The sequence below is a fragment of the Arthrobacter sp. T572 genome (assembly GCF_056780115.1).
Map to the genome: position 1 here is coordinate 2,492,053 of NZ_JBRAZQ010000002.1, position 15,591 is coordinate 2,507,643.

The 15,591-nt window shown below is 65.4% G+C and carries 7 protein-coding genes; 2 read left to right on the plus strand and 5 right to left on the minus strand.

Features of this window, described 5'->3' with window-relative positions; all coding sequences use genetic code 11:
* The first annotated feature begins 6 nt into the window (after positions 1–6).
* On the plus strand, positions 7–1,386 hold the full coding sequence (locus ACUYMZ_RS12770) for an MFS transporter (RefSeq protein WP_481603684.1): 1,380 nt from the start codon (positions 7–9) through the stop codon (positions 1,384–1,386).
* On the opposite strand, the gene ftsY is transcribed toward ACUYMZ_RS12770, so the two are convergent.
* Together ftsY and smc are read right to left on the minus strand one after the other, a co-directional pair.
* Positions 1,383–2,585, minus strand: a complete 1,203-nt coding sequence (gene ftsY, locus ACUYMZ_RS12775) for a signal recognition particle-docking protein FtsY (protein WP_426003041.1) — start codon at positions 2,583–2,585, stop codon at positions 1,383–1,385. The two genes, ACUYMZ_RS12770 and ftsY, sit on opposite strands and share 4 nt — an antisense overlap.
* 20 nt (positions 2,586–2,605) lie before the next feature.
* Positions 2,606–6,184 (minus strand): chromosome segregation protein SMC, encoded by a 3,579-nt coding sequence (gene smc, locus ACUYMZ_RS12780; RefSeq protein WP_481603686.1) that lies wholly within the window; start codon positions 6,182–6,184, stop codon positions 2,606–2,608.
* Between the two features lie 336 nt (positions 6,185–6,520).
* Between smc and ACUYMZ_RS12785 the strand changes: the two genes are divergently transcribed.
* Positions 6,521–11,395, plus strand: a complete 4,875-nt coding sequence (locus ACUYMZ_RS12785) for a DUF4082 domain-containing protein (protein WP_481603688.1) — start codon at positions 6,521–6,523, stop codon at positions 11,393–11,395.
* A 1,099-nt stretch (positions 11,396–12,494) separates the two neighbouring features.
* Here ACUYMZ_RS12785 and ACUYMZ_RS12790 read toward each other — a convergent pair.
* The 3 genes from ACUYMZ_RS12790 to mutM form a co-directional block, all read right to left on the minus strand.
* Entirely contained in the window at positions 12,495–13,811 is a 1,317-nt protein-coding gene (locus tag ACUYMZ_RS12790; protein ID WP_481603690.1) for an MFS transporter, read from the minus strand.
* An 8-nt stretch (positions 13,812–13,819) separates the two neighbouring features.
* On the minus strand, positions 13,820–14,500 hold the full coding sequence (locus tag ACUYMZ_RS12795; RefSeq protein ID WP_481603692.1) for a hypothetical protein: 681 nt from the start codon (positions 14,498–14,500) through the stop codon (positions 13,820–13,822).
* A 132-nt stretch (positions 14,501–14,632) separates the two neighbouring features.
* Complete coding sequence (mutM, locus tag ACUYMZ_RS12800; protein ID WP_426003050.1) at positions 14,633–15,589, minus strand: bifunctional DNA-formamidopyrimidine glycosylase/DNA-(apurinic or apyrimidinic site) lyase; 957 nt, start codon at positions 15,587–15,589, stop codon at positions 14,633–14,635.
* Positions 15,590–15,591: the final 2 nt, after the last annotated feature.

The following is a 15,591-nucleotide window of genomic DNA, read 5'->3' on the forward strand; positions in this document are numbered from 1 at the left end:
AGTTTTGTGCCGCTGTGTTTCACCTGCGCAGGTTTTACATTGCGGGCCCGTTACAACAACCTCCCCAACGTAAATGGTGGATATCGTGGTTGTTACGGGTATGTTTCAGGCGTTACATATGCCCCGAGCCACCAGAAAAAGAAGGACAAGCACTGCATGGCCAAGTCCCCCGGATCCCTTGAATCGACGAGGGTGGAGCCGGAAAAGGAACCACTTCCCCGCGACATCAAGGTGATGTTGGCCGCTGCCTTCCTGATCGCCCTGGGCTTCGGCCTGGTGGCACCCGTGTTGCCGCAGTTTGCCGCGACCTTCGATGTCGGCGCCACCGCCGCTGCCGTGATCGTGAGCATCTTCGCTTTCATGCGGTTGGTCTTCGCCCCAGCCGGCGGATCATTGATCGGACGCTTCGGGGAGCGGAACGTCTACGTCTCCGGCCTGTTGATCGTGGCCGTCTCCACCGCTGCGTGCGCCTTTGCGCAGGATTACTGGCAACTGTTGGTCTTCCGCGGCCTGGGCGGGGCGGGTTCGGTGATGTTTACAGTTGCTGCCATGGGCCTGCTGATCAGGCTGGCTCCGCCGGAACGGCGCGGCAGGGTGTCCGGCGCCTACGCTTCGGCGTTCCTGATCGGCAGCGTCCTGGGTCCTGTGGTGGGCGGGCTGTTGGCGGGCTTCGGGCTCAGGATTCCGTTCCTTGTCTATGCTGCTGCCCTGTTGCTGGCAGCCCTGGTGGTGCGGACCATGCTCAGCGGCTCGGGCGTGACACGCCAGGACGATGCCGCAGCCCCTCCCATGCCGCTCAAGGAGGCCCTGGCCGATTCGGCTTACCGCGCGGCCGTCTTCTCCAGCTTCAGCAATGGCTGGGCCACCTTCGGCGTCCGCATGGCCACCATTCCACTGTTCGCGGTGGCTGTCCTGCAGTCCCGGCCGGAAACCGCAGCGTGGGCACTGGCCGTCTTCGCTGTAGGGAACGCAGCCGCCTTGACGTTCTCCGGGCGGCTGGCCGACGCGTGGGGCCGCAAACCGCTGCTGCTGCCTGGCCTGGTGGTGACGGGTCTGGCCACCGGATTCATCGGGTTCACCACGGACCTCGTGGCCTTGCTGGCAGCCTCCGCCGTGGCGGGCTTCGGGTCGGGCCTCCTGGGCCCTGCCCAGCAGGCGGCCGTCGCCGATGTGATCGGCAGGGGCCGCTCCGGCGGCAAGGTCCTGGCTGTCTTCCAGATGGCTGCCGACACCGGGGCCATTGTTGGTCCCGTGGTAGCCGGGCTCATTGCCGACCTTTGGGGGTACGGTCCGGCCTTCGCAGCCACCGGCGGGATCCTCCTGCTGGCGGCAGCTGCCTGGCTGCCCGCCCGTGAACCCCTGGGGTCCACGGGCGGACGGCGCTAGTTCAGCAGGGCGTCCACGAATCCTTCGGCGTCGAACGGCGCAAGGTCATCCGGACCTTCGCCCAAACCGATGAGCTTCACGGGGACGCCCAGGCTCTTCTGGATGGCCACCACGATGCCACCCTTGGCGGTGCCGTCCAGTTTGGTCAGCACGATGCCGCTGATGTTGACCACCTCTGCGAAGACCCGGGCCTGGTTCAGGCCGTTCTGCCCCGTGGTGGCATCCAGGACCAGCAGGACCTCGTCCACTTCCGCCAGTTTCTCGATGACGCGCTTGACCTTGCCGAGCTCGTCCATGAGGCCCGTCTTGTTCTGGAGGCGGCCGGCGGTGTCCACCATGACCACATCCACTTCCTGGTCGATGCCCGCCTTGACGGCTTCATACGCCACCGAAGCGGGGTCGGCGCCGTCAATGTCCGACTTGACCGTGGGGACCCCGACACGCTGGCCCCACGTGGCCAACTGCTCGGCGGCGGCGGCGCGGAACGTGTCGGCCGCCCCCAGCAGCACGTCCTTGTCTTCAGCCACCAGCACGCGCGCCAGCTTGCCCACCGTGGTGGTCTTGCCCACGCCGTTGACGCCGACAACAAGCACGACGGCGGGCCGGTCACCTTGGCGGGCGACGTTCAGGGAGCGGTCCATGGAGGGGTCCACGAGCTTGATGAGTTCTTCACGGAGCATGGCCTTGACATGCTCCGGATCACGGGTCCCCAGGACCTTGACCCGTTCACGCAGCGACTCGACCAACTGCATGGTGGGTTCGGTGCCGAGGTCCGCCAGGAGCAAGGTTTCCTCGACCTCGTCCCACACGTTTTCGTCGATTTTGTCGCCGGACAGCAGGGCCAGCAGCCCCTTGCCCAGGATGTTGTTCGACTTCACCAGGCGTGCGCGAAGCCGGTTCAGGCGGCCTTCCACCGGCGCGGGAGTCTCAACGGAGATGGTTTCCAGGCCGGCGGCGTCGTCCGGGACGTCGGTCTCTTCTACAGTTCCATCGAAGGGAGGGGCCGGCGGCGTGGGAGCCGGCCGGTCCTCCACCAAGGTTCCGCCGCCTGCCGCCGGGGTCTGGACGGGGTCGTTGGCATCGCGGGTTCCCGTGTACCGTGACCCGGTTTTCCGGGCTTTCATCAGCACCGGTACCAGCCCGCCGACCACGACGAGCGCAGCCACAATGGACAGAATTATGGGTAGGAAATCATTCACTCCCCTACCTTCTCACAAAGCTATGCCCCGTCACCGAGCCGTTGGCTGATGACCGTGGACACCCCGTCTCCCCGCATCGTCACGCCGTACAGGGCATCCGCCACTTCCATGGTGCGCTTCTGGTGCGTAATAACGATGAGCTGGCTGGACTCCCGGAGCTCCTCGAAGATGGTGATGAGGCGGCCCAGGTTGGTGTCGTCCAGTGCGGCTTCGACCTCGTCCATGACATAGAAGGGCGAAGGCCTGGCTTTGAAGATCGCCACCAGCAACGCCACCGCCGTCAGCGAACGTTCTCCGCCGGAAAGCAGCGAAAGCCGCTTGATCTTCTTTCCGGCCGGACGTGCTTCGACCTCGATGCCTGTGGTCAGCATGTCCTCGGGGTCGGTCAGGACCAGCCTGCCTTCGCCGCCCGGGAAGAGCCGCGCAAAGACGTGGTCGAACTGCCTGGAGGTGTCCGCGAAGGCCTCCGTGAATACTTGCTGGACCCGGTTGTCCACTTCCTTGATGATGTCCAGCAAGTCCTTCCGGCTGGCCTTCAGGTCTTCCAGTTGGGTGTTGAGGAACTGGTGGCGTTCCTCGAGGGCAGCGAACTCTTCCAAAGCCAGCGGGTTCACCTTGCCCAGCGCTGCAAGTTCCCGTTCGGCTTTCTTCAGCCGTTTCTCCTGCTCCGCACGGACGAACGGGATGCCCTCGACGATGGGGTTCCCGTCCTCGTCCACGGGTGCGCGCAGCTCGGCCCACTTGTCCGCACCCGGCCCCGCCGGTACGGGCACCGGCTGGTCAGGTCCATACCCGGCCACCAGTTGCTCCGCAGAAAGCCCGAGCTCTTCCACAGCGCGCTGTTCGAGTGCTTCGATCCGGAGCCTCTGCTGTGCCCGCGCCAACTCATCCTTGTGGACTGAATCGGTAAGATCGGCCAGCTCCCGGGCGAACGCGTCGTTGCCGGAGCGTACTTCGGACAGGTCCCGCTCCAATTGTTCACGGACCTGTTCGGCGAGGTCGCGCTCCCTCCCGGCCAGGTCCACCGAAACATCGATGAACTGCAGGGCCTGTTCAACAACTGCTGCCACCGCAGCCGCCCGTTGCGCCTGGGCCTGCCGCCGCCGCGCCCGCCGTGCAGCTTCTTCGCGTGCCCGGCGTTCGGTGGCAGCTGCCCGTTCCAGGGAGGCCGCCCTGTTGCTGACAGCCCCCAACTGCTCCTCGGCGGTCCGCAGGGCCAGGCGGGCCTCCATCTCGGCAGCCCGGGCCGACCTCGCTTCTGCGGCCAGTTCATCCCGGATGTCCGTGGAGGGCTCATCGTCCGGTGCTTCCTGGGCGGCAGCCAAGCGCTCGGCAGCTACTTCCAGATCCAGTTGCGCCTCGGCGATGTTGGCTTCGGCCCGGGCGAGCGAGGCTTCAAGGCGCTCACTTTCGCCCACGGCGCTGCGCAGGAGCGAGTTCAGGTGGCCCAGCCGTTCCGCGACGGCGGCAAGCCGGGCATCCGATTCGTGGAGCCGGTCCAGGGCAGCATCGGCACGCTCCTGCGCTTCCACACGACGTGCCCGCGCACCTGCGAGCGCAAAACGTCCGCGTTCCAGTGCTCCGGTTACCTCTTGAAGACGGGCAGCGGCGTCGTCAACTTCCGCCTGGATCTCCAACAGCGACGGCGCGGTGGCGGACCCGCCGTGGGCGGTGAGGGAGGTCAGGACGTCACCGCCGCGGGTGACCGCCGTGAGCTCGGGCCGTTCAGCCACCAGAGCCGCGGCGGCCTGCAGGTCATCGACGACGGCGGTGGCGGCCAGGAGCGCCAATGCGGCTTGGGCCGACGGTTCGGTGACTTTGACGACGTCGGATGTCCAGCGGCAGCCGCCAGGCAAGTTCAGGTCCTGCGGGCGGGGGTGGTCCGTCTCCGGGGCGAGCAACAAGGCTGCCCGCCCGGCGTCTTCATCTTTCAGGAGGTTCAGGGCTGTCACTGCGCCGGCTGTGTCCGAGACGACAAGGGCATCCGAGGCCTGGCCAAGGGCGGCTGCGACGGCAGCCTCGAAACCGGGTTCGATGGCCAGCATGCCGGCAAGCGGACCGACAAGGCCGTCGATGCCGGCTGACAACAGGCGTCCGGATCCGTCCTTGCGGTTGAGGCCCAGTTGCAGCGCATCCTTCCGGGCGGTCAGGGCATCCCGCTCGCGCAGGGCATCGCGTTCGGCCGCGGTGAGTTCTTCGATCTCCGCGACGACTGCTTCAAGGGCTTCCATGGCTGACTCGTATTCTGCATCCAGGCCTTCTTCGCCGTCTTCAACACCCGCTACCTGTGTTTCCAGGGCGGTGAATTCACTCTGGGCCTGGCGACGCCGTTCGTTGCCGGCGGTGAGTGATTCGCGGAGGCGCCCACGTTCGGCTTCTGCGGCCTCTGCCCGTGACCGGGCGGCCGCGACCTGCCCTGCCAGGCGGGCCAACCCCTCGCGACGGTCCGCTGCCGCCCGGAGCATGGCCGTAAGCCGTTTGTCTTCCGCCGCTGCGAGGGCTTCGGCTGAATCCTTGGCCACCGTGGCTTCAAGCAAGGCAGCCTGCTTGGCCAGGATGTCGTGTTCCAAAGCAGCTTCCTCGTCCCGGACCCTGGCGGCCTGGCGCTCCAGCTGGTCAGGGTCGCGGCCGGTATCCGGTGGGAGCTCCGAGGAGCCAAGGAGCCGGCGCCGTTCGGCGGCCAGTGATCCCAGGGAGCGGAAGCGTTCCCTGGCTGCGGAGAGTTGGTACCAGTTGTCGCGTGCGGCATTGAGCCGGGGCGTGGCGTGGGCTGCACGCTGTTCCAGTTCCGCCTGTCGCCTGCGCCCGTTGCCCAGTTCCGCCTCAACGATCTGCCGGCGTTCCCTGAGGGCCTCTTCGTCTGCGACGTCCTGTTCCAGGGCGGTGGTCAGTTGGACGAGGTCATCGGCAAGGAGACGGGCACGGGCGTCCCTGACGTCGAACTGGACGGTCTGGGCGCGGCGGGCAATTTCGGCCTGCTTGCCCAACGGCGTCAACTGCCTCCGGATCTCGGCCGTGAGGTCCCCCAGCCGTGCAAGGTTTGCTTGCATGGCCTCGAGCTTCCGCACCGTCTTTTCCTTGCGGCGGCGGTGTTTGAGGATGCCCGCAGCTTCTTCGATGAAGCCACGGCGGTCTTCCGGGGTGGCATGCAGGACGCGGTCAAGCTGGCCTTGGCCGACGATGACGTGCATCTCGCGCCCCAGTCCCGAATCCGACAGGAGCTCCTGGATGTCCAGCAACCGGCAGGGGGCGCCGTTGATGGCATACTCGGAACCACCTGTGCGGAACAGTGTCCGCGAGATGGTGACTTCGCTGTACTCGATGGGGAGGGCGTTGTCCGTGTTGTCGATGGTCAGCGAGACATGGGCCCGTCCCAGGGGTGGCCGGCCTGAAGTGCCGGCGAAGATGACGTCCTCCATTTTGCCGCCACGGAGCGTCTTGGCGCCCTGCTCCCCCATGACCCAGGCGAGCGCGTCCACCACGTTGGACTTGCCCGAACCGTTGGGACCCACCACTGCGGTGACGCCGGGTTCGAAGTCGAACGTCGTGGCAGACGCAAACGACTTGAATCCGCGGACGGTCAAACTTTTCAAATGCAAGGCGCTTCGGTTCTCCTGGGTGGCCCGGGTGCTGTATCCCCTAAATCTACTGCGGTTTGGAATGAAACCTTGGATCCGGAGCCGAAAAAGCCTTGCGGGTGGCTTCCCCCGCCCCTACACTCCTGCCAAGGGTTACTTGTCGGTTTACTCCGGTGATCCCGCCTTCGCTTGCATGGTCTTCAGGGCAAGCGGGGTGGTTTTGGAGCACCGCAGGCGTTGTGGCCCTCGTGTTGCGATAACTGAAGATCTTGGTTTGACCCTGGCTGGGGAGCGGCAAGCAGGGACCGGGCGGTTTGCGCGGACCCGTACTGCAATGGCATACCCCCAGGAGTTCCGATGCCCGGACTTTCAGCCACCCGGCCCCAACCACTCTTCAAGGGCTTCCTCGTGCCCCTTGTCCTTGCGATGGTTGCCGCTTTGCTCCCCCTGACGGCACCTGCGGCCATGGCGGCCGGGCCCTGCGACCCCGTGGTGAATCCCGTGGTGTGCGAGAACTCGAAACCCGGCAGCCCGCCGTCGGAATGGGACATTTCAGGGGCCGGTGACGACTCCATCCAGGGCTTCTCCACGGCCATCAGTGTCAACGCGGGCCAGCCCATCCAGTTCAAGGTCGATACCAACGCTTCCACGTACACGATCGCGATCTACCGCACCGGCTGGTACGGGGGCAACGGTGCCCGCAAGATTGCCGATGTGACTCCGTCTGCTTTCCGGCAGAACCAGCCGGCGTGCCGCCATGACCTCACCACCGAGCTGTACGACTGCGGCACATGGGCCGTCTCAGCCACCTGGCAGGTGCCGTCCACGGCCGTCTCCGGCATCTACATTGCCTTGCTGACGCGTCCCGACACCGGGGGCCAGAGCCACATCACGTTCATTGTCCGCAATGACGGCAACCGCTCGGACATCGTCTTCCAAACGGCGGACCAGACCTGGCAGGCCTACAACTCCTACGGCGGCGCCGATTACTACCAAGGGGCCAACGGGCGGGCCTACAAGGTCAGCTACAACCGGCCCATGGCAACGCGCGGCGGCCCTGGCGGCCGTGATTTCTACTTTGCCAATGAGTACCCCATGGTCCGCTTCCTGGAACAGAACGGTTACAACGTCAGCTACATCAGCGGGCTGGACGCGGACCGCAACGGCGCCGAACTGCTGAACCACAAGGTGTTCCTGTCTGTGGGCCACGATGAGTATTGGTCAGGCCCCCAGCGCGCCAATGTCACGGCGGCACGCGACGCCGGCGTCAACCTGCAGTTCCTCTCCGGAAATGAGATGTACTGGCGGACCCGGTTCGAGCCCTCCAGCGTGGACGGCGCGGCGGGCCGGACGTTGACCTGCTACAAGGAAACCTGGGCCAATGAAAAGATCGACCCAACGGCGCAGTGGACGGGCACCTGGCGCGATCCACGGTTCGCCTCCCAGAGCAATGGAGGCGGACTTCCCGAAAACGGTTTGACCGGCACGCTCTACATGTCCAACTTCTCCGACCTGCCGGTAACGGTCTCCGCGGAAGAAGGCAAGACCCGGCTGTGGCGCAACACTTCACTCGCGTCCCTTCCGGCGGGAACATCCGCAGCGCTGGCACCCCATACGGTGGGGTACGAATCCAACGAGGACCTGGACAACGGCTTCAGGCCCGCCGGGTTGATCCGGCTCTCCACCACCACGGGCAACGTACCCCAGTATTTGCAGGACTTCGGCAACACCGTGGCGCCCGGCACGACCACCCACAACGTGACCCTCTACAGGGCGGCCAGTGGCGCACTGGTCTTCTCCGCCGGCAGCGTCCAATGGACCTGGGGCCTGGACCAGGAGCATGACGGAGACGGCGCGGCCGCCGACATCCGGATGCGGCAGGCCCAGGTGAACCTCCTGGCCGACATGGGTGCACAACCCGCCACCCGGGCCGCAGGCCTGGTCGCAGCCACCGCGAGCAGCGACAAAACTGCGCCGACCGCCGCAATAACGGCCCCTGCCAACGGCACTGCGATCGCCCATGGCGCCAAGGTGACCGTCACGGGAACCGCAGCGGACACCGGCGGCGTGGTGGCCGGCGTCGAGGTTTCCACCGACAACGGTGCCACCTGGCATCCAGCCCAAGGCAAACAGAACTGGACCTACAGCTACGTTCAGCAGGGATTTGCAACCGCCGCCATCCAGGCCCGCGCGATCGACGACAGCGCAAACATCGGTGCCGCAACATCCCGAAGCCTCACAGTGAACGGTCCCTACAGCGTCTTCGGACAAACGATTCCTGCCAAACCGGATTCCGGCGACGGTGGATCCTACGAGATGGGACTGCGGTTCACCCCGACAGTGGACGGATTCATCACAGGAGTCCGTTTCTACAAGAGTGCAGCCAACACAGGAACCCACACCGGCTCCCTGTGGAACTCCAGCGGAAGCCGCCTGGCCACCGCCACCTTCACCAACGAGACATCCACCGGCTGGCAAACCGTCCTCTTCAGCCAGGCCGTGGCCGTAGCAGCCGGACAAAAGTACACCGTCTCCTACACCGCACCCAACGGCCACTACGCCGTCAAGGAATTCCAATGGGCAAGTTTCGGCTCCACCGCCGCGCCCCTCACGGTGGCCGGAGGCTTCGGCGCCGAACCCGCCGGTGTCTATGCAGGCGGGCAGGGCTTCCCCACCTCCAGCTTCAACGGCGGCAACTACTTCGTTGACGCGGTGTTCAGCACAGTGGACACCAGTCCCATGACCGTCTCCGGGCACAACCCGCTGCCGTCATCCTCCAGTGTCTCGGTCAACACCTCCGTCAGCGCGGTATTCTCCAAGCCCGTCGCAGCTGCGTCCGTGAAGCTCAACCTCGCCTCCAGCTCCGGACCAGTGGCGGGAACCACCTCATACGACTCCGCCACCCGCAGGGCAACCTTCACACCGTCAGCAGCGCTCGCCTTCAGCACCCAGTACACGGCAACGCTGTCCGGGACCGACACCAGCGGTGGCGGGGTGACGGCCGGCGGCACGTGGTCCTTCACCACCGGTGCCACGATCCCCGTTCCCGGTTCGTGCCCGTGCAGCCTGTTCAACGACTCCGTCACCCCCGGGATCGAGGAACTGAGGGAAGGTGTTCCGCTGACCCTCGGCGTACGGTTCTCAAGCGTTTCTGCCGGTGAAGTGCTGGGTATGCGCTTCTATAAGTCGGCGGGCAACACCGGCACGCACAACGGCGCCCTTTACACAGCATCCGGGCAGCAGCTTGCCACGGTGAGCTTCACCAACGAATCTGCCTCCGGATGGCAGTCCGCCATGTTCAGCCAACCGGTCCAGATGGCAGCCAACACCGAGTACATCGTGTCCTACAAGTCACTGACCGGGACCTATTCGGCCACGCCCAACGGATTCGGCCAAGGCATGAGCGTAGGACCACTGCGGACGGGCTCCGACGCCGGGGCCTACACCTACAGCGGCGACTTCCCCGGTTCACGGTCCTCTACGAGCTACCTGGTGGATGTGATCGTCAACGTGCCGCCGCCCGCCTTCACGCCGACCAACAAGACACCGTTGCCAGGATCATCCAGTGTTCCGTTGGACACCGCCGTCAGCGCGGTGCTGTCCGAGGCAGCCACGGGAGTCAGCCTCTCCGTCAAGACGGCGGCCGGCGCCACGGTGGCCGGCACTTCGACCTACAACACGGACACCAGGAAAGTGACCTTTACGCCGAGCGCACCACTGGCCGCGGCTACCAGCTACACGGCCACCGTCACGGCAACAGCTGTGTCGCGGCAGGTACTGAGCGATGCCACGTGGACGTTCACCACGGTTCCTGCGCCGCGGACACCCGGCGCCTGCCCCTGCACGCTCTATCAGGACACGGTGACACCGGCAACGCCGGACGCCAACGATGGCGTTCCCCTGACCCTCGGCGTCAGGTTCGCCAGCGACACCGAAGGCCAGGTCACCGGCATCCGGTTCTACAAGTCGTCCGGAAACACCGGAGCCCACACCGGCTTCCTGTACACGGCAACGGGCCAACTGCTGGCCAGCGTTGCTTTCGCCAACGAATCGACCATGGGCTGGCAAACGGCAATGCTCAACCAGCCCGTCACCATCCAGGCGGATGTCGAGTACGTGGTGGCGTACAAGTCACCCACGGGCAACTACTCCTACACGGCCAATGGTTTCGGCCCGGGTTTCACCAGCGGACCCCTCCGGACCGCGTCCGACTCCGGCGCTTTCGCCTACGGCAGCGACTTCCCCAACGCCTCCTCCAGTTCGAGCTACCTGGTGGATCTGGTGTTCGCGGTAACCCCGCCTCCGTTCACCATCAGTGAGCAGGTTCCGGCACCCGGTGCCACGGGCATACCCGGCGACGTGAAGCCGTCCATCACCTTCTCCAGCGCAATCCGTCCCGGCGCCACGTTCACGCTGGGCACCAACGGGTCCTCCATCGCCGGAACCGCGGCATTGTCGGCCGACGCCCGTACGCTGGTCTTCACCCCCGCCACGGCCCTCCCCGCGAGCGCAACAGTCACGGCGACTGTTTCAAATGTGGTGTCCCAACAGGGCCAGACCCTGCCCACCACCACGTGGCAGTTCACTACTGCTGCTGCCACTATCCAGCAGTCCTCGATGTTCGGGTCTCTGGCTCCCCAGGTGGCAGCAGCGTCCGATCCGCAGCCCGTTGAACTGGGAACGGCCTTCACTGTGTCCCAGCCCGGCAACTTAACAGCGATCCGCTTCTACAAGGGGACGGGCAATTCCGGAACGCATGTGGGCTCGCTCTGGAATTCCGCGGGAACACGGATAGCCCAGGTGACGTTCACCAACGAGACGGCGACGGGCTGGCAGACAGCCACCTTGTCCACGCCGGTAGCGCTCACGGCGGGCCAGCGGTACGTGGTTTCCTACCGCGCACCCAACGGCCGCTACTCCTACACCTCGGGCTTCTTCAACCAAACCTGGACCAGTGGAGTCTTCACGGCGTCCGGACCCAACAACGGCCTCTACCGGTACGGCTCGGGCAGTGTGATGCCGGGCAACTCGTGGAATGCAACAAACTACTTTGTTGACGTTGTCTTCGCGACCACCGGAACCTCCCAAGCAGCACCAGCCCAGACACAGACGGCTACGGCAACCCCAACAGCCACCAGTACGGCAACGGCTTCCCCGAGCCCCACGCCAACACCCTCACCCACCACAACGCAATCCGGGGGACTGCTCTGCACGCTGTTGCGGACCTGCTGAAACCCAACCGCCCCTAAGCTGCCGGCGCCCGTTCCCCCGAACTCCAGGAGCGGACGCCGGCATCGTTGTGGAAGATTACCGAACCACGCTGGGCGACCACGCGTGCTTGATGAAGACGGACGGTTGGGACGCCGGATCGGTACCCAGCTTCCAGATATTGCTGTCGCCCTCCAGCGACTCGTCCGCGAGGCCATAGAGCAGGTTGTCGTTGTCCAGCCACTCAATCTGGTCATCCACGCTGCGCTTCTCAGCCAGGCTGTTTCCCGTCCTGAAGCGAGGTCAAGAACTGCGACGTTCCAGTGGGCGGTCAGCGTCCCGCCGTCGTTCTTCTTATAGGCAATCCTGGTGCCGTCCGGAGAGATGGACGGGCACTCGACGTTGTCGTGGACGGCGGTCAGGGTCTTAGCCGACAGGCTTCCCCGAACCAGCCAGATGCGGCCGGACGATGCTGCCGTTGCATAAAAAGCATCCTCCTGACCGGGCACGAAGGTGACTCCCCAGATATTCCTGTCCGCCGCCGTCAGTTGCTGGCCGTTGACCATCAGGGCAAAGTCCTCAAGATTGCCGGTGGTGCCCGATGGCAGGGCGATTTCGGTGGCCGTGGAGAATCCGGCCGTGGCGTACGAGTGTCCTGTGACGAAGACGGTGGTGGCAATCATGGAGCCGTCGGGACTGGTCCGGGTCCGGCTGGGAATTCCAGGCAAAGGCCACGTGCGTTCGCGGTTCCAGTCCTTGTCCAGCACCTCGGCTTGGAAAGCTGTGACGAGTCCGCGGTTTGTCTTCAGGCAGACCACGCTCGACCTGGTCCCGTACACCCTGTCACAGGCTTGGCCGCTGACGGCCCGGGTGCCGTCAGGCTCGGACAAGGGAACTGTTGCGGCGTTGCCGTAGCCTTGGCCCGCAGCCGTGTTCCTGAACAGGACAAAGGGAACCGAAGGAAGCTGACCGCCTGCAGTCACGCCAACGGAAGGGGCCGCCGTGAGGCTCTCCTGGAAGCGCTGATAGGCACTGGCAGCATAGATTCCCGCCGCCGCCAGCACCACTGCCGTCACGGCCAGCAGGATGCCCCAGCGCAGCCGCCCCGTGACGATCGTCCCGCTCACGCACTTGCCTTCGCGCCTTTGGCGCCGGGCAGGATGAAGAGCACAGCCACCACGGCGCATGCCAGCAAAGCGCCGGCAATGACCATGGCAGTGGTCGCACCCACGGCGAACCACAGCACACCGAATCCTGCTGAAGCGGCCATTCTGCTCAGCGCCACCACGGTCTGCGCCGACGCAATGCCCATGGCCAGCTTGCCGTGCGGCGTCAGTTGGGCCGCCAGGGCGGCCAGCACGCCGTCGGTGGCCGCATAGAAAGCGCCGAGGAGGATGAGGCAGCCCGCGGTACTCCACAAGCCGCCCCATGGCAACGCAGCCAGGAAGTAGCAGGCGAGCAGAGCGACGTGGCCGCCGATGAACACGGGAACCCTGCCAACCCTGTCAGCCAACCGTCCCAAGGGAATCGCGAATGCCAGGAAGACCACGTTCGTCCCCACGAACAGCAGGGGGAACCACTGGACCGCAAAGGAATCGCGCGCCTGCAGGACAAGGTAGATGAACGCATCGCCGATCGTGAGGATGCCCAGGAGTCCGGCTGCGATGAGCAACCTGCCAAGTCCCGGTTCTTTGAAATGCCCCCACGAGAGAGCGAAGAGGCGGCGTTCGGTGCCCGGCCCTGTTTTGGCGCTCTGCGCGTCCCGCAGTCCGGGCGCCTTGAGGTCCGGCACCACCAGGGCCAGCACGGCCACGCCGATGACGGCAAACGCAAGCGAGACGACGAAAACCGTGCTGAAGCCGTTGGGGATCATCAGCAGGACAAGGAAGGCAATCATGGGTCCGGCAGCGGCACCGATGTTGTCCAGCATCCTGTGGACACCAAAAGACCTCGCCAGGTGTTCCGGTTGGGCAGAAACCGTAATGAGTGCGTCCCGGGGGGCGGTGCGGATGCCCTTGCCGATCCGGTCGCCCGTGACGATCGCCGCTATGGCCCAGAAACCGCCGGCAAACAGGAAACCGATGCGGGCCAGCATGGAAAGCCCGTATCCGGCCAAGGCCACGCGTTTGGGATGGCCCGTGCGGTCGGCGGCCCAACCCGCTGCAATCCGCACGATCGCGCTGGCACCCTGGTTGATCGCATCGATAAATCCGAAGGCGATCGTCCCAAGTCCCAGGAACCCGGTGATGTACAGCGGCAGGACAGCGGCCACGGATTCGGAGGAAACATCCGTGACCATGCTGACGATGCCCAACCACAGAATGACCGGAGACAAACGAAACGGAACGTCGACCGCTGACATTCCGTCCACCGGCGCCGGACCGGCGCCCTTCGGCTTGTCCCGCTTACCTCCGCTGCGGTCAGAAAGAGAAATATACATCCATGCCCCTACCCTGCCGTACGGATGCTGCCCAGCAACTGGAAGCGTGAGCTCCCTGTTCCTGTCGTCGAAACCGATACCGTGACCGTGTCCCCGCCCCGGACAAACCTCTGCGCCAGGGAACCGTCGGGGGCGGGCGCGTCCTCGAACCAGAAACCCCGGCCCACAAGGGTCTGCCGGAAGTTGGCCAGGACGTCAGACTGGGAGGCGCCGACGATCCCGTCTGCGGTCAGCTGCAGGATATCCCCCGACGTCGAAATGCTGGTGGAGCCTACGGTGGTCCCTTTGGGCAGGGTGAGGATGTCTGCCGGCCAGCCGTCCACCACTTCTCCCTGGGCCGTGCCCGGCGCCGGTGGCGCTCCTGTGAGCAGCGGGGCGGGCTCTGACGGAGCAGGAAGTCCCGTCGGCGTGGCCGTGACCGGCGGAAGGACCTCCAGGGGCTTGGTGCCGGAAGGTTGCTCTGCGGCGCCGTAGGTCGGATTGGGTTCGGAAGCGTTCGACGTCGGGCTGCCGGAGCCGGGTGCCGCGGCACTGGCGGAAGGGTCTGCACCGGAAGCACTGCTTGTACTGGTGGAGGGGGCCGGGGAGGCGGTACTCCCCTGCCGGGCCAGCTGATCGAAAACCACGGCAGCCACGGCAATCACCAAGGCAAGACACAGCCCCACGATCACCAGCCGCCGCGCCGTCATGGCCGGTCCAGCCCTGTCGCATCACCCTGCGCCAAGCTTTTCATGGGGACAGTCTGCCAGTTGCCACCCCTGATGCGGAACAGTTTGAACGGTGCGGAAAATTGAGCGGTCCGCGCGCTTGCCGGCAGGCTTTTACCAGCGCCCGTTCCTGGGACGCGGCTGGCAGACAGGGCACGTGTAGGAGGAACGGTTCATGAACTGTTCCCGCTTTATGATGCTGTGCAGCCCGGCGGCTTCACACCGGCTGCAGGCCTGGCCTTCCCGCCCGTAGGCATTGAGGGACCGCGCGAAGTACCCGGAGTCGCCGTTGACGTTGACGTACAGCGAATCGAAGCTCGTTCCCCCGGCAGCGAGAGCTTCATCCATGACGTCCTTGACCGCCTGCAGGAGCCGTTCCGTGTCCGCGCGCCGCAGCCTGTCCGTGGGCCGTGCATAGTGGAGCCGTGCCCGCCATAGGGCCTCATCGGCGTAGATGTTGCCGATCCCGGAAATGAGGGACTGGTCCAGGAGCGCGCGCTTCAAGCCTGTTTTCCTGGCCTTGAGCCTGCGGTGGAACGCATCCAGGGAGAACAGGGGATCCAGGGGGTCCCTGGCAATGTGCGAGGCTTCTTCGGCAATCTCCGGCAGCGGGGTCTCACCGAGACCGCCGGGGCCGTGGTCCGGGGTGGGCACCATGGACGTCACGAACAATCCGCCAAAGATGCGCTGGTCGACGAACCGCAGTTGCTCCGGCATGCCGGCCGACTCGCTGAGCCGGATCCTGACCTTGAGGTGTTTTTCATCCGGAACATCCGGGTCCTGCATGAGCAGTTGCCCGCTCATGCCAAGATGCGCCATCAAGGCCACCTTGGGCATCGGCGCTGTCATTGCCGGGCCGTCGTCCATGGCCAGGGGCATCCACAGGAACTTGCCACGGCGGACCACGTCCACCACCCTCGTGTGTTCCAGGTTGCCGACGAAGTCTTCCACACCCAGGGCATGCCTGCGGATGGAACGTGGGTCCAGGACCTCCACGGCGGTGATCGTGCGGCCCCTGACCCAGCGGGCCAGTCCGCGGCGGACAACCTCGACTTCGGGAAGTTCAGGCATGG